Annotated in this window: 28 protein-coding genes; 19 read left to right on the forward strand and 9 right to left on the reverse strand. The window is 40.8% G+C overall.

Translation table 11 applies throughout. The features are described 5' to 3' along the window. Positions 1–72 precede the first annotated feature (72 nt). From mprF to MKZ03_RS03935, 3 genes are all read left to right on the forward strand, one after another. Positions 73–2643 (forward strand): bifunctional lysylphosphatidylglycerol flippase/synthetase MprF, encoded by a 2571-nt coding sequence (gene mprF / locus MKZ03_RS03925; RefSeq protein WP_341030999.1) that lies wholly within the window; start codon positions 73–75, stop codon positions 2641–2643. A gap of 91 nt (positions 2644–2734) precedes the next feature. Further along, a complete protein-coding gene (locus MKZ03_RS03930) occupies positions 2735–3283 on the forward strand; it encodes a thioredoxin family protein (RefSeq protein ID WP_341031002.1) in 549 nt (182 codons plus the stop codon). 336 nt (positions 3284–3619) lie between these two features. Continuing rightward, positions 3620–4087, forward strand: a complete 468-nt coding sequence (locus tag MKZ03_RS03935) for a thiol-disulfide oxidoreductase DCC family protein (protein ID WP_066031146.1) — start codon at positions 3620–3622, stop codon at positions 4085–4087. 36 nt (positions 4088–4123) lie between these two features. Here the strand turns inward: MKZ03_RS03935 and MKZ03_RS03940 are convergent, their stop codons facing one another. Next, a complete protein-coding gene (locus MKZ03_RS03940; RefSeq protein WP_334750867.1) occupies positions 4124–5380 on the reverse strand; it encodes a transcriptional regulator in 1257 nt (418 codons plus the stop codon). A 273-nt stretch (positions 5381–5653) separates the two neighbouring features. Between MKZ03_RS03940 and MKZ03_RS03945 the strand changes: the two genes are divergently transcribed. Next, complete coding sequence (locus MKZ03_RS03945) at positions 5654–6241, forward strand: nitroreductase family protein (protein ID WP_223256567.1); 588 nt, start codon at positions 5654–5656, stop codon at positions 6239–6241. 36 nt (positions 6242–6277) lie between these two features. Here the strand turns inward: MKZ03_RS03945 and MKZ03_RS03950 are convergent, their stop codons facing one another. From MKZ03_RS03950 to MKZ03_RS03960, 3 genes are all read right to left on the reverse strand, one after another. After that, a complete protein-coding gene (locus MKZ03_RS03950; protein ID WP_034665021.1) occupies positions 6278–6433 on the reverse strand; it encodes a YfhD family protein in 156 nt (51 codons plus the stop codon). 61 nt (positions 6434–6494) lie between these two features. Next, positions 6495–6608, reverse strand: coding sequence for a YfhE family protein (locus MKZ03_RS03955; protein WP_080869592.1), 114 nt, complete (start codon positions 6606–6608; stop codon positions 6495–6497). Positions 6609–6660: 52 nt separating this feature from the next. After that, the gene (locus tag MKZ03_RS03960; protein ID WP_341031007.1) at positions 6661–7557 is read right to left on the reverse strand and encodes a TIGR01777 family oxidoreductase; all 897 of its coding nucleotides are present in this window, start codon (positions 7555–7557) and stop codon (positions 6661–6663) included. A gap of 94 nt (positions 7558–7651) precedes the next feature. On the opposite strand from MKZ03_RS03960, the gene recX reads away from it, so the two are divergent. After that, the gene (recX, locus tag MKZ03_RS03965; RefSeq protein ID WP_060595806.1) at positions 7652–8443 is read left to right on the forward strand and encodes a recombination regulator RecX; all 792 of its coding nucleotides are present in this window, start codon (positions 7652–7654) and stop codon (positions 8441–8443) included. A 3-nt stretch (positions 8444–8446) separates the two neighbouring features. Continuing rightward, complete coding sequence (locus MKZ03_RS03970; RefSeq protein WP_060595807.1) at positions 8447–8761, forward strand: YfhH family protein; 315 nt, start codon at positions 8447–8449, stop codon at positions 8759–8761. Positions 8762–8783: 22 nt separating this feature from the next. On the opposite strand, the gene MKZ03_RS03975 is transcribed toward MKZ03_RS03970, so the two are convergent. Then, positions 8784–8957, reverse strand: coding sequence for a YpzG family protein (locus MKZ03_RS03975; protein WP_003217811.1), 174 nt, complete (start codon positions 8955–8957; stop codon positions 8784–8786). A 25-nt stretch (positions 8958–8982) separates the two neighbouring features. Further along, on the reverse strand, positions 8983–9132 hold the full coding sequence (locus tag MKZ03_RS03980) for a small, acid-soluble spore protein K (protein WP_003217849.1): 150 nt from the start codon (positions 9130–9132) through the stop codon (positions 8983–8985). 116 nt (positions 9133–9248) lie between these two features. Between MKZ03_RS03980 and MKZ03_RS03985 the strand changes: the two genes are divergently transcribed. From MKZ03_RS03985 to MKZ03_RS04000, 4 genes are all read left to right on the forward strand, one after another. Continuing rightward, positions 9249–9521: a YfhJ family protein gene (locus tag MKZ03_RS03985; protein ID WP_106051563.1), complete on the forward strand. Its 273-nt coding sequence runs from the start codon at positions 9249–9251 to the stop codon at positions 9519–9521. Positions 9522–9811: 290 nt separating this feature from the next. Beyond that, positions 9812–10795, forward strand: coding sequence for a glycosyltransferase family 2 protein (locus MKZ03_RS03990; protein ID WP_034665005.1), 984 nt, complete (start codon positions 9812–9814; stop codon positions 10793–10795). An 87-nt stretch (positions 10796–10882) separates the two neighbouring features. Further along, positions 10883–13474, forward strand: a complete 2592-nt coding sequence (locus MKZ03_RS03995) for a YfhO family protein (RefSeq protein WP_341031012.1) — start codon at positions 10883–10885, stop codon at positions 13472–13474. A 48-nt stretch (positions 13475–13522) separates the two neighbouring features. Then, entirely contained in the window at positions 13523–14017 is a 495-nt protein-coding gene (locus tag MKZ03_RS04000) for a DinB family protein (RefSeq protein ID WP_445662023.1), read from the forward strand. 4 nt (positions 14018–14021) lie between these two features. Here the strand turns inward: MKZ03_RS04000 and MKZ03_RS04005 are convergent, their stop codons facing one another. The 3 genes from MKZ03_RS04005 to MKZ03_RS04015 form a co-directional block, all read right to left on the reverse strand. Next, positions 14022–14444: a regulatory YrvL family protein gene (locus tag MKZ03_RS04005; RefSeq protein WP_341031017.1), complete on the reverse strand. Its 423-nt coding sequence runs from the start codon at positions 14442–14444 to the stop codon at positions 14022–14024. Positions 14445–14513: 69 nt separating this feature from the next. Continuing rightward, entirely contained in the window at positions 14514–15677 is a 1164-nt protein-coding gene (locus MKZ03_RS04010; protein WP_106061986.1) for an oxalate decarboxylase family bicupin, read from the reverse strand. Positions 15678–15771: 94 nt separating this feature from the next. After that, complete coding sequence (locus tag MKZ03_RS04015; protein WP_073415715.1) at positions 15772–15936, reverse strand: YvrJ family protein; 165 nt, start codon at positions 15934–15936, stop codon at positions 15772–15774. 166 nt (positions 15937–16102) lie between these two features. Here MKZ03_RS04015 and MKZ03_RS04020 point away from each other — a divergent pair, with 166 nt between their 5' ends. The 9 genes from MKZ03_RS04020 to cmr6 all read left to right on the forward strand — a co-directional run bounded on the left by MKZ03_RS04020 (position 16103) and on the right by cmr6 (position 25736). Next, a complete protein-coding gene (locus MKZ03_RS04020) occupies positions 16103–16705 on the forward strand; it encodes a sigma-70 family RNA polymerase sigma factor (RefSeq protein WP_341031021.1) in 603 nt (200 codons plus the stop codon). Further along, positions 16674–16874 carry a sigma-O factor regulator RsoA gene (rsoA, locus tag MKZ03_RS04025; RefSeq protein WP_017366878.1) on the forward strand — a complete coding sequence of 67 codons (201 nt, stop codon included), beginning with the start codon at positions 16674–16676 and terminating at the stop codon, positions 16872–16874. The genes MKZ03_RS04020 and rsoA overlap by 32 nt, the downstream gene beginning before the upstream one ends. 1670 nt (positions 16875–18544) lie before the next feature. Continuing rightward, entirely contained in the window at positions 18545–19387 is an 843-nt protein-coding gene (locus MKZ03_RS04030; protein WP_341031023.1) for a DUF6602 domain-containing protein, read from the forward strand. A 15-nt stretch (positions 19388–19402) separates the two neighbouring features. Further along, positions 19403–20710 carry a type III-B CRISPR module RAMP protein Cmr1 gene (gene cmr1 / locus MKZ03_RS04035; RefSeq protein WP_341031025.1) on the forward strand — a complete coding sequence of 436 codons (1308 nt, stop codon included), beginning with the start codon at positions 19403–19405 and terminating at the stop codon, positions 20708–20710. Then, positions 20680–22491, forward strand: coding sequence for a type III-B CRISPR-associated protein Cas10/Cmr2 (gene cas10, locus MKZ03_RS04040; protein WP_341031027.1), 1812 nt, complete (start codon positions 20680–20682; stop codon positions 22489–22491). Before cmr1 ends, cas10 begins: the two co-directional genes overlap by 31 nt. Further along, positions 22484–23716, forward strand: coding sequence for a type III-B CRISPR module-associated protein Cmr3 (gene cmr3 / locus MKZ03_RS04045; protein ID WP_341031029.1), 1233 nt, complete (start codon positions 22484–22486; stop codon positions 23714–23716). Before cas10 ends, cmr3 begins: the two co-directional genes overlap by 8 nt. Before the next feature lie 13 nt (positions 23717–23729). Continuing rightward, positions 23730–24623, forward strand: coding sequence for a type III-B CRISPR module RAMP protein Cmr4 (gene cmr4, locus MKZ03_RS04050; protein WP_341031031.1), 894 nt, complete (start codon positions 23730–23732; stop codon positions 24621–24623). Next, positions 24595–24963 carry a type III-B CRISPR module-associated protein Cmr5 gene (cmr5, locus tag MKZ03_RS04055; protein WP_341031033.1) on the forward strand — a complete coding sequence of 123 codons (369 nt, stop codon included), beginning with the start codon at positions 24595–24597 and terminating at the stop codon, positions 24961–24963. The genes cmr4 and cmr5 overlap by 29 nt, the downstream gene beginning before the upstream one ends. Continuing rightward, complete coding sequence (cmr6, locus tag MKZ03_RS04060) at positions 24960–25736, forward strand: type III-B CRISPR module RAMP protein Cmr6 (protein ID WP_341031036.1); 777 nt, start codon at positions 24960–24962, stop codon at positions 25734–25736. Before cmr5 ends, cmr6 begins: the two co-directional genes overlap by 4 nt. The last annotated feature ends 933 nt before the right edge of the window (positions 25737–26669 follow it).

Below are 26669 nucleotides of genomic sequence, written 5' to 3' on the forward strand. Positions count from 1 at the left end.
AATCAAGTGGTATTTGTTGTATAATAATGTTCAGTCTAAATAAATGAAGCAACCTAGAAAGTTGGGGAAAACATGTGGAACAAAAAAACGGGTTTGACGATCTTAAAAATGCTTTTTCCGATCGTGATCATCCTTGTCTTAATTTTTGTCGCCAAGCAGGAGCTGAGCGGCCTTTCCATTAAAAAGACATTTTATATTATTGACAGCTTGAATCGAATGGACTTGTTTATTCTTGTCTTTCTTGGACTTGTCGCAGTGTTATCGATGTCCTTATATGATTTTATTTTACGAAGAAACCTTAATATGCCCATCAGCGGCTGGAAAACGATTCGCATTTCCTGGATTGCGAACTCCTTTAACAGTGTCCTTGGGTTCGGCGGTCTTTCAGGAGCAGGGCTTAGAACGCTTCTATACAAGGAGTACATAACCGATACGAAAAAACTGCTGAAAGGCATTGCCCTTTTGACTTCCTCGGTCCTTTTGGGTTTATCTATTTTCAGTGATCTGATCTTGGTGAGGGTGCTTCCTGTTGAAAGTATTATCAGCCAAGAGCCGTGGCTATGGGCTTTTGTTATTATCTTTGCCTGTATTGTGCCCATTTACATCATTATGGCGTCCGTTCGAAAAAGCTCGATTGAGAGCGGCGAAAGTGGACTGAAGCATCCGATTTACGCTTATATCGGTGCATCGTTTTTAGAATGGCTGGCAGCTGGTCTTGTCATGTACATGGCTGTCGTCTCTATGGGGATGAACGTCGATGTCCGGATTGTATTAGGCGTATTTGCGATTGCGTCAATCGGCGGTTTAATCAGTATGGTTCCGGGCGGATTTGGTTCGTTTGATCTCATCTTTTTACTCAGCATGCAGTACATTGGGTTTGATAAAGAGATGGTGCTGACGGCGCTCGTTTTGTACCGCTTCGTGTACTCGATCTTCCCGTTTATCCTTGGGCTTTGTCTAGCTGCTTACGATTTAACGGGAACGACGCTTAGACGTCTTGAAGGCAATCCGAGAATGGCACCTGCCATAGAAACAACGAACGTCTTAATTGTGTTGCACCGTGCTTTATTAATCCGTTTATTGTACGGATCATTATCAATTTTAACCTTCGGAAGCGGCTTGCTCATCATGGCGTCTGTTGTGCTTCCTGTCGATCGATTAGGTGTGATTACCAGCATTCCACGTTTTCTGTTATCAGGATTTAATGGTCTTTCTTTAATGTTCGGAATCATTCTGATGATATTGTCCATTGAAGTGTATAAACGAACAAAAAGATCGTACGTGCTGACGATGATCGCCCTAGCAGGCGGCTTTGTGTTTACTTTGTTAAAAGGATTTAACCTGAGTCTCATCTTTATTCTGCCAGTCATCATGGCTGTATTTTTCTCTCTTCGAAATCAATTTGTGAAGCAGCAGGCCCCTTATTCGTTGTATCAGTTTGTGGCGGCCGCCGCTGGATATTTACTCGTGCTGTTTAACTATAATGTCATCGGCAACTTTATTTGGACAAAAATTGGGCATTTCTTGAGTAAGGATTACCTGGTGCATAATGAACGGCATATCACGATGACGAGCATGATTGCTCTCATCGGTGTACCACTTTTCTTTTTCATTAGTAAATTGATTTTTAATAAAAAAGCATTTCCTATTGGAGAAATAGCAGATGAGGAAAAATTAAAAACGTTTTTAGAGGAAAAGGGCGGAAATGCCCTCAGTCATCTTGGCTTTTTAGGCGATAAAAAATTATTTTTCTCAAGTGATGGAGAGGCGATGCTTCAATTTGGACGAATTGGGCGCTGCGTCATTGTGCTCGGAGATCCCTCTGGACGTAAAGCGTCCTATCCACTTGTGCTTGAAGAGTTTTTACAGCAGACCGAAAAAGCAGGCTATCGCGTCGCTTTTTATCAAGTAGAACGGGAAGGAATGGCACTTTATCATGACTTAGGCTTTCATTTCTTTAAGCTTGGAGAAGAAGCCATGGTCGATTTAGAAACGTTCTCTCTCTCCGGTAAGAAAAAATCAAATTTACGGGCTGTGGCCAATAAGTTTGAACGAGAAGGCTATACGTTTGAAATGCTGGAACCGCCTTTTTCAGATGAGTTCATTTCAACCTTAAAACAGATTTCTGACAGCTGGCTCGGAAAGAAAAAAGAAAAAGGATTTTCGCTCGGCTATTTTCAAGAAGATTATCTTCAAAAAGCACCGGTTGCGATTCTGAAGGATGAACAAGGGGAGATCATTTCTTTTGTGTCACTAATGCCGATGTATCAAGAAGGGGAGATTTCCATCGACTTAATGCGTCATATGCATGATGCACCGAACGGGATGATGGATGCGCTGTTTATCCACCTGTTTCAATGGGCGAAAGAAAAAGGCTACAAATCCTTTAACATGGGAATGGCGCCTTTATCAAATGTAGGGACGTTTCATCAGTCCTTCCTCACGGAGCGTTTGGCGAGTGTCATTTTCAACAACGTCAGATTTATGTACAGCTTCAGCGGATTAAGGTCGTTTAAACAGAAATATAAACCCGAGTGGCGCGGAAAATATTTAGCGTATAAAAAGAATACATCATTACCTGTCACAATGGTGCTTGTCACCAAGCTGATTGGGATGGACCCAAATCGCAACCGGCGTCCATAGATCAAAAACCTTTACCTTTCACTAGGTGAAGGTTTTTTTAGACAAAAGAATAGCAAAAGTGGTAAAGTTGAAGGGTAAGGGGGATGTAAATATGACATTAAATGAATGGTTTACAAAGGGATTAACTGAACGTACATATGTACACAACATGGAGAAAAACCGAGAAAATCTGCTCACGGTGTACAATCAGTACGCAATTCATCAAAAAGAAAAAGAGCTGCTTCAAAAGCTGCAAAAGAAAAAGCTCAGATCGCTTGTCATCACAGCGGATTGGTGCGGGGATGCGATGGTCAATGTACCAATTTTCATGCGTATCGCGAGTGAAGCACTCATTGATGCGCGCTATTTCATTCGGGACGAGCATCTAGATCTGATGGATCAGTATTTAACGAACGGGACCGCAAGATCGATTCCGATTATCGTGATCATTGATCAGGACGGGAATGAAGTAGGAAAATGGGGGCCACGCTCAACAGAAGCACAGCGCTTTGTTGATGAGAAAAAACCAGACAAGGATGCACCTGATTTTGAAGAAGCTTTTCAAGTATTTGCGAAAGAAGCCGCACATCACTATACGACAGATCGTTACTTATGGAAAGATATTGAGAAAGAAATAGTAGAAGTTTTGGAAAAAATATAAACCAAAAGACTACTTCGCCGCAACGGGAAGTAGTCTTTTTTTATCTTGTTTTTGCGTCTCACCTACAAAACACCGCATAAAGATGTAGAAAAACCGCAGAATTCTACAAAAAACCGCAGAAAACCGCAAAGCATCACGATTTTCCCAACCATTTTTAGTTGAAAAACCTCATATGTGCCATGAAAACCTCAATTTTGCCCTTATCTAAAGGCTCATATAACGCACGTTGGTTTGCTTTTTCCCAATACAAGAGGCCCAGCAACTATAGTAATCTAGTTGTAATCTCCTTTGAACGAACTAAAAAACAAATGACGGAAAAGGGCTGGCGATCAATCTATGAAAAAAATCATTTATCTCGATCAAGAAAAAAAGAAGCTCGCTGAATCGAAAAAAAGAGAACAGCGTTCCATCAAATCACTTAGGCTGCTTGTGTTTTATGACGGGCAAAGTCCTTCATGTGCAAAAGCGATTGACTTGTTGAAAGCTCTCGATTGGAAGAACCGTATTCATTTTGAATCCTTTAGGCATTCGCAACTGCTCAAGCTGAACAAAATAAGTGAAGAGAAGGCAGAAAAACGAATCGTGTCTATTTCCTTAGCCAAAAACCAAAAAAATTCGGGGATCTATACGTGGCTGCGAATTGCCTGCAATATCCCTGCATTATGGGGAACGGTCCCATTCATCGTGCTCAGCATTTGGTTAGGCTTTGGACAGCATGCGTATGATTATTTTGCGAGAAAACGGTACATTCATTCTGTCAAACAAGTCACTCGTCCTGGTACAGATCAACAGAAGACCATTTAATGAATTGGAAAAGCATGACCTTCGATCGGCAGAAGGTCATGCTTTTTTGTAATAGGGAACATATGATGCTAAGTGATCAAGCAGCGTTCTCGTATAGGACATATATGCACGTTCGTCAAGCTCAGAAGCCGCATAGGAAAGCAAGGTTCTAAGAGCAAACAAGTACTCACTGTGCAGCTCATTTTGTTTAAAGTAAGGAAGGGCTGCTTCGATCAAATAGGTTTTCAAATCAAGAGGGTTTTCCTCAATCATCAATTTATAGATTTTGATCATATATAAACAATTTGGCTGAATACGAGGCTGTTTTAAGAGCTCGTGTATGTAGGGAAGTGCCTTTTTGCGGTCGTATTCAGCATATAATGTCGCAATTTCATACAATGTTTCACAGTAACGGTCTTCTATCTGTTCTTGATTAAAGTAATTGAGTGAATCTAGTAAATAAGGCACAGCTGAAGAGAAATCGCCTTCACGTTTTAAGAGCACCCCGTAATAAAAATAAGCCGTCATTTTAATATAGGCATCAGGATAAAGGGACGTGTGCAAAATCACTTCTTTTAAATATTTCTTCGCCGTTTGAAAGGCTTTTAGTTCCAGTGAGATCACGCCATGAATGAGTGTACAGTGAATAATCCGCTTGAAATTGTTCTTTTGTCTATATAAATCCATCGCTTGATGTGTCGCTTCAAGCGCATCACCAAGATGTCCCATATTTCCGAGTGCTTTTGCATAGTGATAATATAGGTCACTTTGTTCAACAGACGCGTAAGAAAAGCAGCTCTCAAGTTTTTTTAAGCCTTCTTCAAGCTGACCATTTTTTATTAGATGAATGCCATCTAAATATTCGAAAATTTCTTTTTCTGTTTCAATAAAGGTTTTTTCAAACTTTTTAAGCACGCGGTGTGTTTTTAAGGCAAGCGGCTGTTTGTCCGTTAATAAATAAAATTGAAATAAGGACAGATGATACTGAATGCCTAAATCCAGCGAAAAGAACTGCTCCTCGTGCTGAATGATCATTTCTGCATTTTGTTCTGCCTGATCGAGTGCATAGAAATACATATTCATTTGAAACTCGTCCAAGAGTGACAGCAGGTGACGCGCCTTTTGTGACAGCGTTTCTTGACTGATGCCCAGCCGTTCAAGCAGTAAATTGATGGTATCTTGATTGGCCTCCTTTGAGCCATTTTCGATTTTACTTAAATGAGAGACAGAACAAATTCCTTCTGCCAATTCAGATTGGGTCATATTTTGTTTATAACGGTAGAGCTTGATGATTTGCCCGATATTGATTTTCATTCCATCCAGAAGCCTCCCTTCCAATCATGGGTTGAAAGCCTTTTGACAAAATAACCGAATCAGACAAAATGGGAATACCTGAAACCATTTCATCATACTGGTTTTTTTATCAAAATTTGTTTAAAACGTAATATGATTGTAACATTACTTGAAAAAGTCAAACAACTTTTTAGCAGACAGGAAGGGAAACACCATTTGCAAATTGCCCTAAATGATGTTTATAATGTGAATGAGAATCAATTTCAATTAAGATTGATTGAAAGGATGACAGATATGCCAGAAATCAAACAACAAACAGAAGCGTTAACGATTCGAGACGCTGTCAGATATAGACGATCCATTCGAAAATTCAAAGAAACGCCGGTGACCATTGAGCAGCTTCAGCCGTTATTAGAGGATGCAGTCTATGCACCGAACCATAAAATCACGGAGCCATGGCGCTTTCTATATGCGGTGACGGATGAGGCCAAAGCAACTTTTGTTGATCGCTTCATTGCGTTCTTTCAGCGCAACAACCCAGATGCAAAGGAAGAAAAGATCAATCAATATAGAGATTACTTTTCTAAGGTCCCAGCGCTTTTACTTGTCGTGCTAAAAGAAGACGAGAATCCTGTGGTGAGAAATGATGATTTTGCCGCTGTGAGTGCGCTCATTCAAAACTTCCAGCTGCTTGCGTGGGATCAAGGGATCGGTATGGTCTGGAAGAGCGGCCGCATTTTATATGACAAAGGCTTTCAACAAGACATGGGCTTAAAGGAAAACGAGCGTTTTGCTGCGATCCTTCACATTGGTTATCCAGAAGAGGTGCCTGAGGAAAAATCACGTCAGAAAGCATCAAGTCTTTTAACTGAAATTCAATAAAAGAAAAGCAGACCGCTAAAGTGTCTGCTTTTTTACTTATTGTTTTTTGGCGCGCTGGTCGGCTGCTTTCATACGTGCCATTGCTTTTACGTCATTTGGATCTGCAAGTTCTTTGGAAAATTCAACATATTCGCCATCCGTCTCTTGTGCTGCAAGCTCATGATTGGATTTTTGGTGTTGGTCTTTTTTCAAAGCCTTTCCCTCCTTTACAAGATCACTTTAGTTATGTGCTTGTTGGAGTGGAATATCCATCTTATTTGTTTCTTTTTTCTGCTGCTGCTCTTTCTGCTTTTTTGAATTCCTGCTGATACAGGACTTCCTGGGTTTTCTTCAGCTTTGAAGTTGGCTGGTGTTCTTTTTTCTTCATCAAAAACGCCCCCTCATCTCATTTCTAATAGGATGGGTGTTTTTGACAAAATTTATTCCTCTGAATGCAAAATCGCTTCTTTTAGTTCAGGATGCAAAAAGTCATAAGAAGAAAGCAGCGCCTTTTTCGGCAGCGCACGCTGGCCTTCTAAAACAAGTAATGACATTTCACCAAGTGCCGTTTGAATGACAAAGGATGGGACCTTCATCCAGTGGGGGCGGTGAAGGGCAGACGCAATCGTTTGTCCGAGCTGCTTCATTTGCACAGGATTCGGTGATGTGACATTGAGTGGACCTGAGATGTCGTCATGGTGTATCGCATAAGCAATAAGGTGTGCCACATCTTCGACATGAACCCATGAAACCCATTGCGAACCAGAGCCGATCGTCCCGCCGGCAAACAGCTTATATGGCAGAGTCATCAGTGGCAGTGTACCTTTCTCTCCTAACACGACACCAAAGCGTGTGTAGACGGTACGAATGCCAAGTGCTTCAATCTTTTGCCCCTCAGCTTCCCAACGCTTTGAGGTATGGCTTAAGAAATCAGTATCCGCAGGAGGTGATTCGTCCGTAAAATCTCCTGTTTGAGACGTGCCATAAATTCCGACAGCACTAGCTTGAATGAGCACAGATGGTTTCGATTCCTGCGCTTCTATAATGCGTCTCACTTCTTGTGTGGATTGAATACGGCTAGAGAGGATGCCTTCTTTTGCCTTGTCTGTCCAGCGGGTGAAAATGGATTTTCCAGCAAGGTTAATCCAGACGTCAATGGCAGGCAATTCATGCTCAGGCGCAGCACCTTCTGTCAGCCACTGCACATAGTGTAAATGATTTTGTTCGGATTCCTTTGGATTTCTTGTTAAAATATATAGATGATGTCCTTCAGCAGCGAGCACTTTTGTGACGTGCTGGCCGATAAAACCGGTTCCTCCGGTGATGGCGATATTCAATTGACATCTCTCCTCTCATATACATACCTATATTTTTCACGATTTTGAATCAGAAGAAACATCCTGATTGTTTTAAAAAAGGAGTGATCACAGGATGCCCTATATTACAAAAATCTCCGCTCAGAAAAACAATACAGAGCGGGTGAACATCTTTCTTGATGAAAAGTACGCCTTTAGCGTTGATCTAGATGTGCTCGTCCAGCACGATTTGAAAAAAGGGAAAGAGCTGGACGAAGCAGATATCATTGAAATTCAATTCGGTGATGCTGTGAAAAAAGGATTTCAGCAGGCCGTCGATTATTTATCCTACCGAATGAGATCGGTGAAAGAAGTGACCGATTATTTGACGAAAAAAGAAATTCCAGCGCCTGCTATTAGTGAAATTATACACAAATTAAAGCATTACAAGTATGTAAATGATCTTGAATTTGCGGAAGCCTATGTAAGCACCCACCGTAAAACGAACAGCAAAGGGCCGTCCGTCCTGAAAAAAGAGTTAAAGCTTAAAGGGATAGACGATGACACCATTGAACAAGCGCTATCGCAATATCCTGATGACTTACAGCTGGAGGAAGCCGTCAATCAGGTTCTCAAGCTTGTGAGAAAAGAAAAGAATCGTTCTGCAAAAGAGATCGAGCAGCGCATCAAGCTTCAGCTTCAGCGAAAGGGATTTTCGTTTGCGATCATTGATAAAGCCCTTCAAGAAGCCTATGATGGACAAGAAGAGGAAAAGGAAGAAGAAGCCCTCCTCTATATGCTGGAGAAGGCAAAACGCAAGGTAGGATATGACGGATCATTTGAAAAGAAGATGAAAGTGAAGCAGTTTTTATTCAGAAAAGGCTTTGATCTCGATACAATTGATCACGTTTTAGACAAAGGGGAATGACAGATGGAAAAACGTTATAGTGAGATGACGGAATACGAATTGAAGCAGGAAATTGCCTCTCTTTCTGAAAAAGCACGAAAGGCTGAGCAGCTTGGCATTGTCAATGAATATGCCGTCTTAGAACGGAAAATCGATATGGCCAAAGCCTACTTATTAGATCCCGCCCTCATTCAAACCAAAACGACTTATCAAATCAAAGATACAGACGAGCAATTTTACGTGGAATATTTAAATGGCGTATTTGCGTGGGGATACAGAGTATCGGCTCCAAATAAGGAAGATGCCCTGCCGATTTCAATGCTTACGAAAAAGGACTGATCCTAGAGATCAGTCCTTTTCTTTACTTCGAACGCTGTTTACGGACGTTGTTCTGAAGTACGATGTCGTGCTGCGTTTGCTGCGTTTCTCCGTTGACCTGAGAGGCAGAATGCTTTGCATTCGCCCATGGTTGAGGGTAAGCGGTTGTCCTTAATTGAACAAAGTCTTCCATATACGATTTCCCATTTGAACTCATATCTCAAGCACTCCCTTTGGAAAAATTAGCGTTTCCCTGATGCCCTCATACGTTCCTGTGGACGTGTATTCGTCTCACCATTCGGCCTTTTAGACGCATAAGCATCTGTGGCGCCTGGTTCGCCTTCAAATTTGTGATTCACTTGATTTGGAAAGCCTTTTGCTTTATTACGCATATCGATTCCCTCCAAACAATACAAATCATTTGCGTCTTTTGAAGACGTAAGGGTAGTATATGAAAAAAGAGGTTTTTTTAAAAAGGCACTTTCTGCTAGATGAAGGAGGAACCGACATGGAACAATACTTTGAGCGACTAACAGAACAACTCATGGAAAAAAACAATATGCTGACATATGACGAAGCACGTACATGGGTAGAGCTGCTTTGGAGTGATTTTGAAACGACCTATGCAAAGGCTGGCCGCAAGTATAAAGGACAGGAAACAACAGAACGGATTGTCCAAGAATGGATTGAGAGCTACGGTGCGCAGCTGCATTTATTTCAAAATAAACAATCAAAGGCAAACGAGCATCTGCAAGGGCAGAACAAAGGGCTGCTTCATTAAAAGAAGTGCCCGCTCATCTTTTTCAAGTAATAGGAAAATATATAAATAAGCAAACAATTTTATGATACAATACCCAGTCTGTGATCGAAATTACAGGCTTTTTACAATGGTTAAACTTAAAATTACATTAAATTCATCTTACTGAAAATCACTGGAAATAAAACTTTGATATAATGGAACGATTAAAGAGACATGTAATTTATGGATAATAAAAAAGGGTTTCGTTTTCTGACAAAAAAGGAATAATGAACATAACAGACTATGTGAAAAAAGTGAAGAGAAGGTGCGATATGGAACGAGAATTGCTCTCTGTTATAATTCCTTCTTACAATGAAGGTGAAAACATCAGACGAATCTTTGAGGCACTCGAGGAAGAGTTTCGCGATTTTCATTATAACTTTGAAATTATCTTTGTGAATGATGGAAGCAAGGACAACACACTTCAATACATGAGAGAGCTCTCTCGCAAAAGTGCAAAGGTCAAATACATTTCCTTCTCGCGTAACTTTGGGAAGGAAGCCGCTATTCTGGCAGGACTTGAATATGCGAAGGGAGTAGCTGCGATCATCATGGACGCCGACCTGCAGCACCCGACGTATTTGATTCAGGATTTTGTCAGAGGGTATGAAGAAGGCTATCATCAAGTCATTGCCAAACGGAACCGTAAAGGAGACAGCAAGCTTCGCTCTTACTTAGCATCCATGTACTATAAAGTGATGAACAAGGTAGTAGAAGTGGACTTGCGTGATGGCGTCGGGGATTTCCGTTTAATTTCACGCCAAGCAATCGATGCATTGCTTCAGCTGAAAGAGGGAAATCGTTTTTCAAAAGGGCTTTTTTGCTGGATTGGGTTTGAAGAAAAGGTCATCTATTATGAAAATGTAGAAAGACAGCATGGTGATACAAAATGGTCACTGAAGAAGTTATTTAACTATGGCATAGATGGCGTCATTTCTTTTAACAACCGCCCGCTGCGTATTTGTTTTTATACTGGCATACTGATCTTATTCCTCTCTTTGATTTACATCGTGGCCACCTTTATTCAAATTGTCAGAACGGGCGTGATGGTACCGGGTTATTTCACTTTAATATCGGCTGTGCTTTTCCTCGGAGGTGTCCAGCTTTTGAGTCTAGGTGTGATTGGAGAATATATTGGCCGTATCTATTATGAAACGAAAAAGAGGCCGCATTATTTGATCCAGGAATCAAATGTCATGCAGCAAGAGACAAGCTCAAAGGAACAAGACCGAGTGTTAACACAGTTATTTAAATAACGTGGAGTCAAATAACCGGCAAGCACGAATCGCTTGCTGGGTTGTTTTGTTTCAAAGAACAGTGGATCTTTTGTGGAAAGGATTTAGATGATGAAACGTAGATGGATAATCATTGGAATGTGCCTCATTCTTGCTTTATTAGGACACTCCTTTTTCTTATATGAATATACGCAAGGCCGGTACATGACAGGAGATGGGGACGGCATCTCGCAAATGCTCCCATTTAAAAAGCTGCTTTACGACGAATATGTCAAAGGGAATTTCTTTTATTCCTATCAATTCGGTCTAGGCGGCGGTACATACACGCAATTAGGGTATTATTTCACAACGTCGACGGTCTTTATGGTGACAGTCGCTGTCGTCTGGCTGATGAATACGCTTCATTTCATACAGTCAACGGACATTCATTTCTGGGCACATGCTGTGATTTGGCTGAGCGTGATCAAGCTGACGCTCATTCTAATCATCGCTTACCGTGTGCTTCTTTCAATGGTTCAAAATAGACTAAGTGCATTGACAGGTGCCGCAATTTACGGACTGTCTATTGTGTATTTTCGGCATCAAACATTTTGGGAGTTTTTTACCGACAGCATGATGTGGCTTCCGCTGCTTGTGCTTGGTGTTGAACGGATATTCAAAACGGGTAAGCCGGCTTGGTTTATTTTGGCGTGCAGCCTGATGCTCATCAACAACTTTTACTTTGCTTATATTCATTTTATCTTTTTAGCGATCTATCTTGTTTTCAGATATATGATCAAGCTGCGAAGTGAGGAGCGCGGGTGGAAGGTGTTCTGGACGCTTGCGATCTCTACGCTGTTATCCTTTGGGATCAGTGCCGCTTTTTTTATCCCGTCTGTTTATGGCTTTCTCAATAATGTAAGACCACCGTATGAACAGGCCATTCCTTGGTTCGAGCTGCATGATCATCTGCTGTTTGCAAGCAGGGTGTATTTATTACCCGTGATTTTTCTGATTTGTATGTTCCTCGTTCCGCTTTACCGAAACAGATGGTTTTTCATGTTCACATCCATCAGTATTCTGCTCATTGTTTTTCACTTTAGCCCAAAGATGGCGAGCGTGTTTAATGGTTTTTCGGCACCGCAGTACAGGTTTGAATACATTCTTGCCTTTACAGTTGGAGCGGTCGTTGCCATCACCATCAAGCATTTCTCACAAATCGAGTGGAAGTGGAAAAAGCGTGCGGTCTTAGGCGCCTGGATCGCATTCCTTCTCGCTGTCGCCCTTTCAGAACGAGCAAAGGGAAACATGGATGTCGTTGTATTTACAGGCATAGGACTGCTTGTGATCAGCTTGTTCTTCCTATGGATTCATGCGGAAAAACGCCAGCACCTTCGTCTCTTTTCAGCTGTGCTCATTGTCTTTAGCTTACTGACAGCAGGTGTGTATCAGCAGGGCTACTTATCTGAAAGAAGCAATATTAAAGAAGTATCAGATACGTATATGAAAAGTGAAGCGTATGCTGGGCCTGAGCAAATGAAGCTGATCCAGCAGATTCAAAGCCGCTCAAAAGATCCGTTCGCCCGTATTGATTGGATGAACGGCGTGCGAAACAATACCCCGTTATTTGAAGGCTTTCAAGGCATGAGTGTGTATTCAAGTATATTGAATCAGCATTTGCTCAATTTCTACTGGAATGACCTGCAAATCGATATGGGAAGGGAAAGTGTCAGCCGGTATGCAACAATGGGGGACAGGGCGAATTTATACGGCCTGACCTACGGAAAGTATTATATGAGAAACAACATGATGCCTTACTCACCACCAGCTTATTTTAAGCCAATTTTGAAAAGTGAGCATTATGAGGTATATGAAAATACTCGGCCGCTGCCATTTGCAAGAACAACGAGCACCGTTTATTCAGAAAGATCCTTAAAGAATGCCTCAGCACTTGATAAAGAGCATGCGATGCTGCAAGGTGTGATTTTAGACAAAAAAGGAAACGCTGAAATTGAGCGCACGCCAAATCGAGTCAAGGATACAAATATTCATACCGAACAGGCGATATACGAACACGGCGTGCTTGATGTATACGGAGAAACAGGCGGCCTGAATATCACACTGCCAGATGATATGGCCCGTTCAGGGGATGTGTATGTGAGCTTTTATGTGAAGCGGACCGACCGTAACGCAGGGTTTCAGTTATCCGTTGACGACTACGTCACCTCACGAAAAAGCAATACATCCATCTACAAAACAGGCGTAAATGAAGTGACGATTCGAGTCCCTGCGGAAAAGATCCTTTCCATTCGAGTACCAAAAGGGACATATGAGCTCAATCAACTGAAGCTGTATCAAGAGCCTTACCGCGTCCTAGAGAAAGCATATGAAAAAGAAAAACAGGATGATGGCAGCCAGCAGGTAAAGCTTAAAAATAACCGCTTTACGATTTCATATGATAACAAGCTCGGCGATAATTATATGATTCTGCCTGTTCCATATGAAAAAGGCTGGGAGCTCACGGTGAACGGACACAAAACCGATATTGAAAAAGCCAACTACACTTTTATTGGTTTTCCAATAGAAAAAGGAAAAAACGAGATTGTGCTAACCTACTATCCGCCTTATATCAGAATTCTCGCATTGATTTCATTGATCAGTTTGATTGGTGCGATCCTCTATGCACGGAGAAAACACAAGAAACACCACTTTTCATCATAAGTGGTGTTTTTTTATCTTTCTCAAAATTGATACAATCAACATAAAAGCATGAGAATGGGGGAAAACCATTTGACGTTAAACAAAGAATCCATTACTGATCATTATGAACACACCCTTGAATGGGTACAGTCACTAGCGGAAATAACAGACGAAGAATGGCGCAGAGCCATTGCTGATGGAAAGTGGAGCATTGCTGAGATCATCGCACATTTCGTTCCATGGGATGAATTTATTTTACACGATCGTCTAAAGGAATTTTGGAACAATCAAGCGTTACCGCAGGCACCTGATGTGCATGAAATGAATCGACAGTCAGCCGAAAGGGCGAGACACGAAGAGAGAAGCGAGACGATTAGACGATTTATTGCTGTCAGAACAGAATTGCTTCAAGAAATGAAGAAAATCGAAGCATCTCGCTGGAATACATCCTTTTTGATCGGTCAAACAGAGCTGACGTTATCAAGTTATGTTCAAGGACTGATTGATCACGACATCCATCATATGAAGCAGATCAAAGAAGCGCTCTCTCCAGAAAGACGATAGAGAGTCATGAAGCTTCTTTCTCAAACGGAAACGTCGCATAATCAAACAAAAAATGAAACAACCAAAGACTCATGGCAAAGAGAATTTCCTCAGAAGTAGACAGCCAAATGCCGTCAACCAATTCGTCTGATAAATAAACAGCACCCCAAATAAACAAAAGGTGAAATATAATGGCATAGAAAACGATGGATCGTTTTCTAGACCGGCACTTTCGAACAAACTGCATGAGCACATGTTCCAGATGTTCAAAAGAGATCCCGAGTACAACATAGATGCCCATAAACAGTAGCAATGATAAAATCGATTGATAAAAAGCACCCGTCAAATGAAAGAACAGCACACAAAACAACAAAAATATGTAACAGACAGCCGACGCTGCCATGAGCCATTTCAGCCCTTGCCATAAAGCGTGAACAGATTGCTGCATAGGTGATCAAACACTCCTTTACATGAAGATACCTGCAAAAAGGACAGCCTTTTTGCAGGAAGTCATACGTTAATCCTCTTTTTTAGGGGCAGCGATGACAGGATGTTTTTCTGTATCAAGCAGTTTTAAGAAATCTTCACCTTGATCTAAATGATCAAGAACAAGCTGTTTCGGTGTGACCGCAAGCCACTGATTGAGTGAAATGTCTGCATAATGGTCGCTCTTAAAGATTTCTAAGAAATAAAGCGGTTCGTCGCCTGTATTCTCTACATAATGCCCCATTGCAAATGGCACATATCCAACGTCTCCCGCCTGATAGTTGAAGGTTCTCGCATGTCCATCAGAAGCAAATACGGTCATTCGTGCCTTTCCAGAAATGAAATATTGCCATTCATCCGTATTTGGATGCCAGTGCAGCTCACGAATGGCGCCTGGATCGACTTTCACAAGAGCAGAGGCAATTGTTTTAGATGCTTTAAAATTGGTAGAATCCGCAATCCACACTTGTCCACCGCTTGACGTAATCGGCTCTTGTTTTAACAGCTCATATTTAAAGGAATTCGGGACCTCTCCTTGCTCTGTTTTCACCTTGTCACATTCAAGGGAACCAGGAATTCCTTTTTGGAAAATATACTTTTCTTTCTCTGGCAGCTTGTCAAACTGCTCCTTTGTCATACCGAAGTTCTTGAGCACGACTTCCTCTGGCGTATGGGCAAGCCAATCCGTTACTTGGAACGTACTATTTTCTGAGAATGACCCATCATCAAACACAAGCAAGAATTCAGCTCCCGGCTCAAGTGCTTGAATAGAGTGCGGCAAGCCAGAAGGGAAGTACCACAAATCACCCTCAGTCACATCCTCTGTAAAATTGCGCCCCTCTGCATCAACCGATGTAATCCGGGCTTCCCCATAAATCATGTACGCCCATTCCGCTTCCTTATGCCAGTGCAGTTCACGAATCGCACCAGGCTTTAGCCGCATATTAACAGAGGCAAGACTTTTAGAGATCGGCAGTTCACGTACCGTTACCTCGCGGGCGTAGCCGCCTTTTTCTAAACGATTGTGTGTATCAGAAAAAGAATATTTCATGTTGGAGACCGTTCCATGATCGGTTTCAGGCGGCGTGAGCATATCTGGATTTTGTCTGTCCCGCTCGAGATTACGTGGAATTTTGACCGTTGCGCCTTTTTCTCCTCGAATCGGCTGCGGTACACCATTTTGCTTTTCACTCATGATAAAATCCCCTTTCAACATCGTATTGTGTGAGGTGACAAAAGGCCTTTCATTTCGCCCTCGTTTTCATAAGGTGAAACGAATCAAGAAGATGTCAATCTGATTCATCATTTTTTTGAACAGCGACCAATCGTTGGATGAGCTTGCTTAATTCATCAAACTTTCGTTCAAAGCGTGTCAGCAAGTAAATCGTCAAAATGGCAGGGAAGCCAGCCTGACCGAGCTGCTTCAGCCACTCCTCCGAAAAAAAGGTCTCCATTTGTCTCACCTCCCAGCGGATGCTCGTCTTCTATATAGGTGGTCTGAAAGAAGAAAAAGGAAAGCAGAGGAGGAGAAAATGAACCATTAGACCCGTTTCACAAAGTTTACTTTTTTTAACTTTTGTCCACTTAATGCAAGTAGAGAGAACAAAGGGGAGGATGCACATGGATTATCGGCTGTTATTGAAAGCAAAATGGAAGGAAATCGTTGATCACCCGCTCATTCAGCAATTTTTAAGCAACCCTAAAAACCAGCAGCTGCTCCGGCAAGTCATGGAAGAGCCAAACGAAGAAAATGCGAAAAAACTAGATTCCGAGTTCAAGCAGTTTTATCAGAAAATCCGCATCATCAAGTATATTTCCACAATGATCCGCATCTTTTCAGTCGACTTTGATAAACGAGTCAAAAAAAAGCAGCAGCGTTTTCCGCTCATACTCGATCATCCTGATCATCAAGAAGTGAAAGATCCTGTTCAAACAGATACGTATGAAGCCGTGCTCTTCAACCAGCAAGACTTGGGGGAGCACCTGCAAGACCAAACATTGTACAAGGCCTACCAGCAGCTCACAGACAAACAAAAAATGGTCTTAACCCATATTTATGTTGAAGGTCAAACAATGAAAGAAATAGCCGACCGGCTAGGCGAAACGAGACAAAACATCTCAAACATACACAAAAAAGCACTCAACAAACTAAAAGAAGAAACAGGGGGAGAAGTCCGTGCACGAAGACAAAATGACCAATGGAGAAATGGAAGAACTCATTGAAACCTTCACACCCATGATCAAAAAGAAACTACAAAACACGGCATATCAAGAAAGAGAAGACCTCGAACAAGAACTCTATATCAAACTCATCGAAAAAGTAGACTGGCTGATTTACCAAGAAGGACCTGGCTTTTGGGAGTTTATTGTGGAATATATGACGAAGTTGTAAGAGGAACTGATGGTGCGAATATGAGGTGAACATAAAATCCCCGGGACATTCGCACCTTTTTATTCGACAAAAATGAGAAAAAATGTATATTTTGTGAAGGAGAAAACAAAATCCTATATTGGAATTTGTGGATTTTTACAATCATTCCCTAAAAAATGATACAATTAGGTCGGAAATCGCAGTCGGACTCTACATGAGTGCGTGGATTGAAATAAAGCATTTGTGACCTGTTTTACATGCCCAAAAAGTCGCACACTATATGAGTGCGTGGATTGAAATTCCCATTTGACGCTACCTTTACCGATTGTTCGTGGTCGCACTCTACATAAGTGCGTGGATTGAAATTACCCATTTTTTCAACATGGAATACTGCAGTAACAGTCGCACTCTACATGAGTGTGTGAATTGAAATGCTTCGCTCACTCCTCTTCAGTCGTCACTTGAGCATCGCACTCTATATGAATGAGTGCGTGAATTTAAATAATGATTGTTTGACCATGCTCAGGTGCTTCTATGTGTCGCACTTTACATGAGTGTATGGATTGAGGTAGATTGAAAAAAATGTTGACAGTAGTCATGTTTTTAAATGAATTCAAAGCTGTTGATGAAATAACGAGATAACTACCTTTAAGCAATAGTTTTTAATTAAATAGGATTAAGAAAAATTTGGTGCGAATGTGAGGTGAACATAAAACCCCCGGGACATTCGCACCTTTTCATTCGACAAAAATGAGAAAAAATGTATAATTTATGAAGGAGAAAACAAAATCCTATATTAAAATTTGTGGATTTTTACTATAATTTCCTAAAAAATGTTATAATTAGGGCGGAAATCGCAGTCGCACTCTATATGGGTGCGTGGATTGAAATAACAATTTCTTCAGGAGTGAAATACTCTAGTATGGTCGCACTCTATATGAGTGCGTGGATTGAAATTCTGTGGTGTTGGGTATTTTTTGTAGTGTTCTTCGGTCGCACTCTACATGAGTGCTTAGCCATTCTTGATTTTAGGTAAGAGAAAACATAGTTAAAGTTAAAGCATGTATGTTTGATCGGAAATAATTAGTGGAGTAACTATACTGATTAAAATTTACTTTTCCTCAAAGATTGGGAGAAGAGTAGTCATTTTAGTTAATAAAGTCAATGAATTAAAAACTTGGTGCGAATGTGAGGTGAACATAAAATCCCCGAGGCATTCGCACCTTTTTATTCGACAAAAATGAGAAAAAATGTATATTTTATGAAGGGGAAATCAAAATTCTATATCGAAATTTGAGGATTTAGCCTATCATTCCCTAAAAAATGTTACAATTAGGGCGGAAATCGCAGTCGCACTCTACATGAGTGCGTGGATTGAAATTGTCGGCTGCGGCACGTTTAGATATTCCGCTGGCGTCGCACTCTACATGAGTTTGTGGAATGAAATATGCTCTTAAACGGTTATGACTACCTTAAAGATCATCTTCTTACAACACCCTCTTTCAGATACAAAAGCCATCAAAATAGACTGTTCATTTGTATAGTGAAAACATGACTTTTTGCAGTCATGTTTTTTTCTTCTTCTTTTTCCTAAATAAACCTTAAAAAATCTCAAAATAAGTCGAAATGAAAAGTAGTCATTTAGATTCAAATTTTATCCATTCGTAATGAATGATGAAGGAGGAATTGGTTTGGGTGAAACGAAGCAAACCGGTAAAGTGGAGCAGCTGATCTTAGAGAATTATCAAAGATTAAACAGCATGATATCCGAAGAAGTCGACTTTGCTTCTAATCATGGCGGGCTGACAGGAGATTCTAGAGAAGTGATGTGGTTGGAGTTTTTTCGGAAAATCATTCCTAAAAAATATTCATTAGCACAAGGTGTCATCATTATTGACTCAGAAGGAAATCATTCTAACGAAGTCGATATTGCCGTATTTGATGAGCAGTATACGCCGTATGTGTTCCAACACAATTCGTTGAAATTTATACCGATTGAGGCGGTTGCGGTTGCTATAGAATGTAAAAGTTCAAATTTGAAAGAAAAAGGTTTAGAAGAATGGTCTGAAAAAATAAAACAGTTAACACCAAAAACAACAGGAATTGCTAGAATGGCTACAGGTTACTTTACAAGTGAAAGTAACACACAAAAGAGGACGCGTCCTTTGCTCATTTTAGCAAGTAACTTTAAAAGAGAAGGAGACCAAACAATTTCAAGTAAAGCAGCTAAATTAGCGGCGTCCTTTGATTTCATGCTCATGAAAAAAAGCAATGAATTTCAATTGAAAGTACCTAATGAACATGAACATCTAAGATGGTGGTCAAACGAATTAAATTGTTTCAATCAAGAAAAACGATCTAAGGAAGAAGAAAAATTTCTAGATGAAAACAAACTCAGCGATTTACGTATTGATGGATACGATCTGTTGACGCTGAACTTCCAATTAAATCAATTGCTGATGCTCATTAACAATCCCATGTTTTTTCCTCACTATGCATATGCCAAGCTGTTTCAGAAACATATAACAAAGTGAAGAAAGGAGAGCGACATGACAAGGGAATCTAGAAAACCCAAAACGAATTGGCATGATGTGAAACATGCGATCGACACGAAAATTCATGAAGACCAAAAACTTTTTAAAGAGCCGCTTACTATTCATTTGGTTACGCCAATGTTTGGCGGAGGGCCCCAATCAAACTCAATTGATCAAGACAGACCGATTCGAGAAAGTGCAATTCGTGGACATCTTCGTTTCTGGTGGCGTGCAACTCGAGGAGCTGTTTGCAAAAATGCAAATGAATTATCTAAACGAGAAGCAGAGATATTTGGTCATACAGAACAAGCGAGCCAGATTCAAGTGGTAACGCATTATGAAAAAGACGAAGTGAAAAGAAATTCAAAAGTATTTTTTAAAAAGAAAAATCATCCTTTTCCACGGTATGTTCTTTCAAATATGAAAGATAAAACACCATACCTCATGAAGGCGCAATTTTCTTTAAATATCCGGTTATCTAAAAAAACAACCGATTTTGAGTTAATCAAAAAAGAAGTTGAAGCTGCCTTGTGGGCTTGGATCAACTTCGGTGGACTTGGGTCAAGAACGAGACGTGGGTGTGGCAGTTTATATTGCAAGCAATTTTCACCATACAACAAGAGGACAAAAAGCCAATTTGAAAAATGGTTTGAGCAAAAGCTTTTAGAATATGACATCCAATTGCCAGCATCAAGTCGAGAATGGCCGACGCTTAGTCGTGAATTCAGAGTACAGGCATTTCCATCATCTATGATCTCAAGCTGGCGATCCGTCATTCAGACATATGAAACATTTCGAAGAAGATCAAACCCGAATAAAAAAATGGGGAGAAGTTGTTGGCCGGAAGCAGATACTATTCGTCTTTTAACAGGTAAGGCTAAATCAGGTCATGAAACCCCATATCCAAAAGAGAAACCATTAGAATATCAAGCATTTCCTAGAGCTCAATTTGGTTTGCCTATTCAGTTCCGATTTGCTCCTAAAGATAAGGGGAAAGACCCAGATCCTGTAACGCTTCTACCTAAAGGAAAGGATCGTTTGGCTTCACCACTCATCTTAAAACCGTTAGCTATTAATCAAAAGGAATCGGTGGGCATGGTGATGGTGCTGCAGCAACCAAAGATCGAAGCTTTATCGCTTTTAGGGTACGGAAAGCCTTTGCCCGATGTGACAGATGAACAAAGTATCTACCCAACAGCCACCTACTCAAAAAACCCATTACAAGACGAGAGTGGCCGTACGCACTCATCGGTGATTCAAGCCTTTTTACATAGCAAGGAGGTGCAAACATTTTGTCAGAAGAATCACAAAAACAAACATTAATGCTATTTTCGATAGGGCCTGTTCAAGAATTTATTGCGCAAGCAAGGCGGACGCGTGATTTATGGTTTGGCTCTTTTCTACTTTCTGAATTAAGTAAAGCAGGTGCGAAGAAATTTCAACAACTGGGAGGAACGCTTATTTTCCCTGTGTTCAACGAATCCTCTGCAGAACCAAACAACGCACCAAATAAAATATTGGGGGAAATCTCACATGAACAGCCTTCATCCATTGCAAGACAAGTGAAAAAAGCAATATATGACAAATGGAAGGAATACGCAGACTTTGTAAGAGAGATTGTGGATCCTTATATTCAAATAGGCACATGGAATCGACAAGTAGATGATTTAATAGAATTTTATGCTGTATGGACTGAGATGCAAACTCAAGAGGAAGCGGCAAATGCGTCTGCAAGTCCATATCATTTGGCTCTTCAAGAAGTCGAAGGTTTAATGGCGGCACGGAAGACTTTAAGAGATTTTAAACAAAATGAACCAGGGGCGTTATTCGGTGAACCAAAATCATCACTTGATGGTGGACGAGAGTCTGTTTTCCAAAAGCAAAAAACACCACAGCAAGTGGCGCAACTAGCGAAATGGGGAATTGGTGAACATGAATCATTAGATGCGATTTCAGTGATCAAACGATTGTCCTTACATAAGCATCCGAGCGAGACATTTCCATCTGTATGCGATAAAGCTTTTGCTCCCTATCAAAACATGTTGGAACAAAATGAACAGATGAAGCAAGCAGCCATAAAATATGTGAAAGATGTAGAAACATATCTTGAGAATATGAATCTAACAGTAGCTCCTATTGATTGGAGTGAGGCATCGCTTTTTTATGAAAGAAGAATAGAAGATTTTCTTGAACAACGAGGACTTGTCGGGACCACACGAACAGAAGCGAAAAATGAAATCACACAGCTGCTTGAAAAATATTTCAAAGGTGAATACAGCAAGCATCACGGCCAGCCGATCAAACCACCAACACCTTCACCTTACTATGCCTTTCTCATGGCGGATGGAGATAAGATGGGCAGCCAACTGCGAAATATACAGCATGTAGAAAGCCATATTGCATTTTCTAAAACGCTCTCAACTTTTGCTTCAAAGGCTTGTGGGATTATTTCCAAATGTGAAGGTACATTGATCTATGGCGGTGGAGATGATGTCATGGCTTATGTACCGGTGCACCAATGCTTAGAAGCAGCTGGGAAATTACAAAGAGAATTTGTTTCAACGATGAAGGCTCATCAACATAGTGAAATACCTCCTTCGATTTCAATTGGCATCGCTATCGTTCATATGCTTGAGCCTCTTGAAGAAGTAAGAAGCATGGCACGTCAGGCTGAACAATATGCGAAACAAGAGCGGAATTCATTAGCGATTCATTTCCAAAAGCGAGGCGGAGGAGACACAATGAATATCTCAGTCTCATTTCAAATAGATCCAGTGGCCTCTATCCAAGAGATGACGACGTGGTTAAAGCAGTCTTATTTCACATCTGGCTTTGCATATGGCTTACGAGAGTTGTATCAAACATACGAACAGTCTTCTTTTAGAAAACAGCCGGAAATTTTAGATGAACTCATTCCACTAGAGATAAGACGTCTTGCATTCAAAAAGAAAACGGAAGCAAAAACAGAGCAAGAAACGAAAGAGTGGATCGATCAATTGATTGAGAAGTATATACCGAAGAAGAATACATTAGAAGAATTACATACAATCGCTGAATGTATGATCATTGCTCTTCAACTAGAGGAGGTAAGTGGACATGCCTGAAAGATGGTTTCACATTCAACCGCTTGATCCGTTACTTATTCGTGATGCACGCCCATTTCAAAGTGTACCGGGTATAAGGGCGCGTTCATTAAACGATGTTCCGCCGAGTGTGGTCGCAGGAACACTTCGTACAGCTCTAGCAAAGAAACGACAATCAATAAAATACACGACGCCACTTTCTTATTATTCAAAATCTCTTGTGCGAGGTCCTTTATATCGCTGGCATGATCATTTATATGTGCCAATGCCTCATGACCTTGAGTTATTCGATGATGAGTATGGGATGAATCAAGTGAGACCAAAGCCAATGATGTCGGAAGGCCAGGGCTTTTTTGGTACAGGAAAAACAGGTCGTTTTAGTGAGGCATTATGGCCGCCAATTGGAGCTGGTGCTCGTAAAAAAATGAAATCGCCGCCTGCTTTTGTATCACTAAAGTGGATGGTGAACTGGCTGACAGACGCAGTGGATGAGAGTCAGGTGAAGGAAGCCTTGACTGAATACCAACACATGCAGAAGGAAAATCATTCTTTCAAAAAGGAAACACCACCGGCATTTATTCCAGCATTACAGCGTCAGGAACGAACACAAATTGAGGTGGAAACTGGCAGTAAAAGAGCAAAAGATAAGCACCTCTTTTCGACTGAATCGCTCATATTCCCAGATGACTTTAAACTGGAGGCAGGAATAGAGTTATCTACTGAAGAGTCAGAAGAATTAAAGCCTTTCTCAGGCATTCATCCGATCGGTGGTGAACGGAGACTGGCTCATATAGAAGACAGGCCACATGTATACCAACAAGATTGGACATGTCCGGATGCTATTAAAGAATCGCTCAAAAACAAGCCGTATGTTCGCATGATATTGGCGACACCTGCTTATTTCAGTAAAGGATGGCAGCCCGGCTGGCTGGATGAACAGCTTATGTCAAAACCACTATTTGATACAAATGTACGACTCAAATTGGTTTGGGCATCAGTTCCACATTGGCAGCCTATCTCTGGATGGAGCTTAGCAAATAAAGACAAAGGGCGTGAAAAAGCAATACGCCGCTTAGTCCCCGCAGGTAGTGTTTACTTCTTTACAGTAGAAGAAGGAGATCCAGCAGAACTGGCTGAAAAAATGTGGCTTCAATCAGTATCTGATCGTAACCGGCGCAAAGAAGCGTTTGATCGTGAAGATGGCTGCGGGTTAGCACTTTGGGGAACATGGAAGCCGAATGAATAAGAGGAGTGAGATGATGGAAGCAAGCCGTTGGTTTTGGATACATTGTTTATCCCCCCTTCATATTGGAGCGGGTGAAGGAGTTGGCGTGATTGATATGCCTATACAACGAGAAAAAGTAACAGAATGGCCGATTATACCTGGAAGCAGTATCAAAGGCGTGCAGCGTGAACATTATCGCGCGAAAGGACAAGACACATTCGTACAAAAAGTATTTGGTACACAAGGAGATCAAGATGGAAGCGCAGGAGCAGTCGTCATGACAGATGGCCGGTTATTTTCATTCCCTGTGGCGAGTAGATACGGTACATTTGGATATGTGGCAAGTCCACTCATATTGAAAAGATTAGTCCGCGATGCAAAAGCATTAGGCGTATCGCTTGATATCCCTGATCTCATAGAAGAATCAAGCACGCTAGTCACCATGAATTCTACATTAGTAGAGAATGACGAATTATACCTAGGTGAATTCCAAGGGGCAGCGAAAAAATCTCAACAACTAACCGATTTTGCTGAACAGATGGCCAAACTTTTATTCGAGGATAAACAATCACAAACTCTTTGGATAGAACGATTTGTGATTGTAAGTGATGACGTTTTTCAATACATTGTCACCATGAATTCTGAAGTGACACCTCGTATTAGAATTGATCATGAAACCCAAACAGTTAGTAAAGGAGCTCTCTGGTATGAAGAGTATGTACCTGCAGAAGCCATATTTTATGGGCTCATGTGGTGTGATCGTGTCGATGGAAGCAATGATTTATCTGTTAGACATCAACTTTTAAATCAACTAGAAAAACAGATGTATCTTCAATTAGGTGGAAACACAAACGTAGGTAAAGGAAGAGTATCCTGGCGTATGACAGGAGGGGAGGATCATGAAACTCATTCAACATCATTATGCTGAGAAAGCGTATCAACATGTGATGAATGCTAAAACGAATGAGGAGAATTTCTCAAATCAATATGGACAACTCTGTCATAGATTCGCCTCAATGATCTTAACAAATGGATTAAGGCTCACCATTACATTTTTTGAAGCAAAATCAAAAAAAGGAAATGCTTATCAACAATTCGTTCAAGATATAAAAGAAACTTTAGATTTACAAGAAAGTTGGTCAGCTTCCAATCGAGATTACTTAATCAAATCAAGACAAGCTTTAAGTGCATCTGTTTGGTTAAAAAGATATGCGGAATCAATTTTAAAGGTGGAACAAGGGACGGAAAATGTGGAGGACATCCAATGAATCTGTCATTAACCTTAAACAAAAGCAAATGGGAGATTGATGGTTCTACATTGTCGAACATCATAAAGGACAGTTCGAAGAAGCAGTCATTTTATGAAAATGTGATAGAGCTGCATCGAAAACAATGGGGGGAAAATCGCTTATTGTATGAAAAATTTGTGGAACGATATTATACCGATACGAACCCCACATGCTTAGTCAAATCCATATCGCCGTTAGTCATTGGACATGGAGGAGAGGGTGTACTTGAAACTGGATTGTTATTACACCCAGTATACGGCGTTCCTTATTTACCAGGAACAGCTTTAAAAGGCGTAGCCTCTCACTATGCCCACTCTGTATTAGGTGAAAACTTCCAAGAACTAAAACAAGGTGGTAGTGATTACAACACATTGTTTGGAACAAACGAACGTGCTGGCATCATCGAATTTCATGATGCGCTCATGATGCCTGAGACGGTAGGAAAAGCATTCAAAGTGGATGTGATGACACCACATCATTCAGACTATAACAGCGTCAAGCTAGACAAGATGAACAAAGGGGGAAGTGTTCCAGCCCCTCGAGATGATGACTCACCAACACCGATTCATTTCTTAACGGTGGTCAACGGCCGCTTTCAACTTCTATTGAAAACAAAAAAGAATCTACCAGAAGAAGCGGAATGGCTCGAACTCGCCAAAACCATCTTACTAGGCGCTTTAGAACACGAAGGAATCGGCGCTAAAACAAATGCAGGTTATGGAAGACTTAAAATGGACGACGACATTTCATGAAACTTGGTGCGAATGTGAGGTGAACATAAAATCCTTGGAACATTCGCACCGTTTCATTCGACAAAAATGAGAAAAAATGTATATTTTTCAAGTGTGAAAACTTAATTCCTATATAGAAACTTAAGGGTTTTGACGATCATTCCCTAAAAAATGTTATAATTAGGGCGAAAATCGCAGTCGCACTCTACATGAGTGCGTGGATTGAAATAATATATTGTTTGGTGACTTCTATTTCCTGCGCTTTCGTCGTACTCTATATGAGTGCGTGGATTGAAATGTCCCTTAACAGCCTCTTTTGGATCTACATCCCAGTCGCACTCTATATGAGTGAGTGGATTGAAATGCAAAGGCCAGCATGTCGTCAAGAAAGCTTTGCGCGTCGCACTCTACATGAGTGGATGGATTAATAATTGCGAAAACATAACTCTGCCTCCTGCCTCAGTAGTCATGAATCTAATTGAATTCAATTGTTGCTGAAATATAAAGAAGTATGATTAACAAGTTTCAATAGATTTCATACTAAGAAAAAGTCGGTGCGAATGTGAGGTGAACATAAAATCCTTGGAACATTCGCACCTATTCATTCGACAAAAATGAGAAAAAATGTATATTTTTTAAGGGTGAAAACAAAATTCTATATAGAAACTTGTGGGTTTTGACGATAATTTCCTAAAAAATGTTATAATTAGGGCGAAAATCGCAGTCGCACTCTATATGAGTGCGTGGATTGAAATAAGTCAAACATAATGTCTAATAGTGCCTTGACTTGTCGCACTCTATATGAGTACGTGGATTGAAATTTTTGTTAACGGCTGTGATAAATAATGGTCTATGGTCGCACTCTACATGAATGCGTGGATTGAAATATTTTGTCGTCTTCAAACCACTGCTGAGTCTTTGGACTGGAGAGTTGGCAATAATATTGTTGGATGT

Source organism: Bacillus sp. FSL R5-0431, assembly GCF_038002985.1.
Classification (GTDB): domain Bacteria; phylum Bacillota; class Bacilli; order Bacillales; family Bacillaceae; genus Bacillus.

What these genes read in the sequence shown, in the direction of transcription:
- recX (WP_060595806.1), top strand. Translation starts at nt 7,652, where the DNA reads ATGCCCTATATTACAAAAATCTCCGCTCAGAAAAACAATACAGAGCGG.
- MKZ03_RS03930 (WP_341031002.1), top strand. Translation starts at nt 2,735, where the DNA reads ATGACATTAAATGAATGGTTTACAAAGGGATTAACTGAACGTACATAT.
- MKZ03_RS04005 (WP_341031017.1), bottom strand. Translation starts at nt 14,444, where the DNA reads ATGCAGCAATCTGTTCACGCTTTATGGCAAGGGCTGAAATGGCTCATG.
- mprF (WP_341030999.1), top strand. Translation starts at nt 73, where the DNA reads ATGTGGAACAAAAAAACGGGTTTGACGATCTTAAAAATGCTTTTTCCG.
- MKZ03_RS03975 (WP_003217811.1), bottom strand. Translation starts at nt 8,957, where the DNA reads ATGAGTTCAAATGGGAAATCGTATATGGAAGACTTTGTTCAATTAAGG.
- MKZ03_RS03935 (WP_066031146.1), top strand. Translation starts at nt 3,620, where the DNA reads ATGAAAAAAATCATTTATCTCGATCAAGAAAAAAAGAAGCTCGCTGAA.
- MKZ03_RS03995 (WP_341031012.1), top strand. Translation starts at nt 10,883, where the DNA reads ATGATGAAACGTAGATGGATAATCATTGGAATGTGCCTCATTCTTGCT.
- MKZ03_RS03940 (WP_334750867.1), bottom strand. Translation starts at nt 5,380, where the DNA reads ATGAAAATCAATATCGGGCAAATCATCAAGCTCTACCGTTATAAACAA.
- MKZ03_RS03945 (WP_223256567.1), top strand. Translation starts at nt 5,654, where the DNA reads ATGCCAGAAATCAAACAACAAACAGAAGCGTTAACGATTCGAGACGCT.
- MKZ03_RS03980 (WP_003217849.1), bottom strand. Translation starts at nt 9,132, where the DNA reads ATGCGTAATAAAGCAAAAGGCTTTCCAAATCAAGTGAATCACAAATTT.
- cmr3 (WP_341031029.1), top strand. Translation starts at nt 22,484, where the DNA reads ATGCCTGAAAGATGGTTTCACATTCAACCGCTTGATCCGTTACTTATT.
- MKZ03_RS03955 (WP_080869592.1), bottom strand. Translation starts at nt 6,608, where the DNA reads ATGAAGAAAAAAGAACACCAGCCAACTTCAAAGCTGAAGAAAACCCAG.
- MKZ03_RS03985 (WP_106051563.1), top strand. Translation starts at nt 9,249, where the DNA reads ATGGAACAATACTTTGAGCGACTAACAGAACAACTCATGGAAAAAAAC.
- MKZ03_RS03990 (WP_034665005.1), top strand. Translation starts at nt 9,812, where the DNA reads ATGGAACGAGAATTGCTCTCTGTTATAATTCCTTCTTACAATGAAGGT.
- MKZ03_RS04010 (WP_106061986.1), bottom strand. Translation starts at nt 15,677, where the DNA reads ATGAGTGAAAAGCAAAATGGTGTACCGCAGCCGATTCGAGGAGAAAAA.
- MKZ03_RS04020 (WP_341031021.1), top strand. Translation starts at nt 16,103, where the DNA reads ATGGATTATCGGCTGTTATTGAAAGCAAAATGGAAGGAAATCGTTGAT.
- cmr5 (WP_341031033.1), top strand. Translation starts at nt 24,595, where the DNA reads ATGAAACTCATTCAACATCATTATGCTGAGAAAGCGTATCAACATGTG.
- MKZ03_RS04000 (WP_445662023.1), top strand. Translation starts at nt 13,523, where the DNA reads ATGAGAATGGGGGAAAACCATTTGACGTTAAACAAAGAATCCATTACT.
- cmr6 (WP_341031036.1), top strand. Translation starts at nt 24,960, where the DNA reads ATGAATCTGTCATTAACCTTAAACAAAAGCAAATGGGAGATTGATGGT.
- MKZ03_RS03970 (WP_060595807.1), top strand. Translation starts at nt 8,447, where the DNA reads ATGGAAAAACGTTATAGTGAGATGACGGAATACGAATTGAAGCAGGAA.
- rsoA (WP_017366878.1), top strand. Translation starts at nt 16,674, where the DNA reads ATGACCAATGGAGAAATGGAAGAACTCATTGAAACCTTCACACCCATG.
- MKZ03_RS04015 (WP_073415715.1), bottom strand. Translation starts at nt 15,936, where the DNA reads ATGGAGACCTTTTTTTCGGAGGAGTGGCTGAAGCAGCTCGGTCAGGCT.
- cmr1 (WP_341031025.1), top strand. Translation starts at nt 19,403, where the DNA reads ATGACAAGGGAATCTAGAAAACCCAAAACGAATTGGCATGATGTGAAA.
- cmr4 (WP_341031031.1), top strand. Translation starts at nt 23,730, where the DNA reads ATGGAAGCAAGCCGTTGGTTTTGGATACATTGTTTATCCCCCCTTCAT.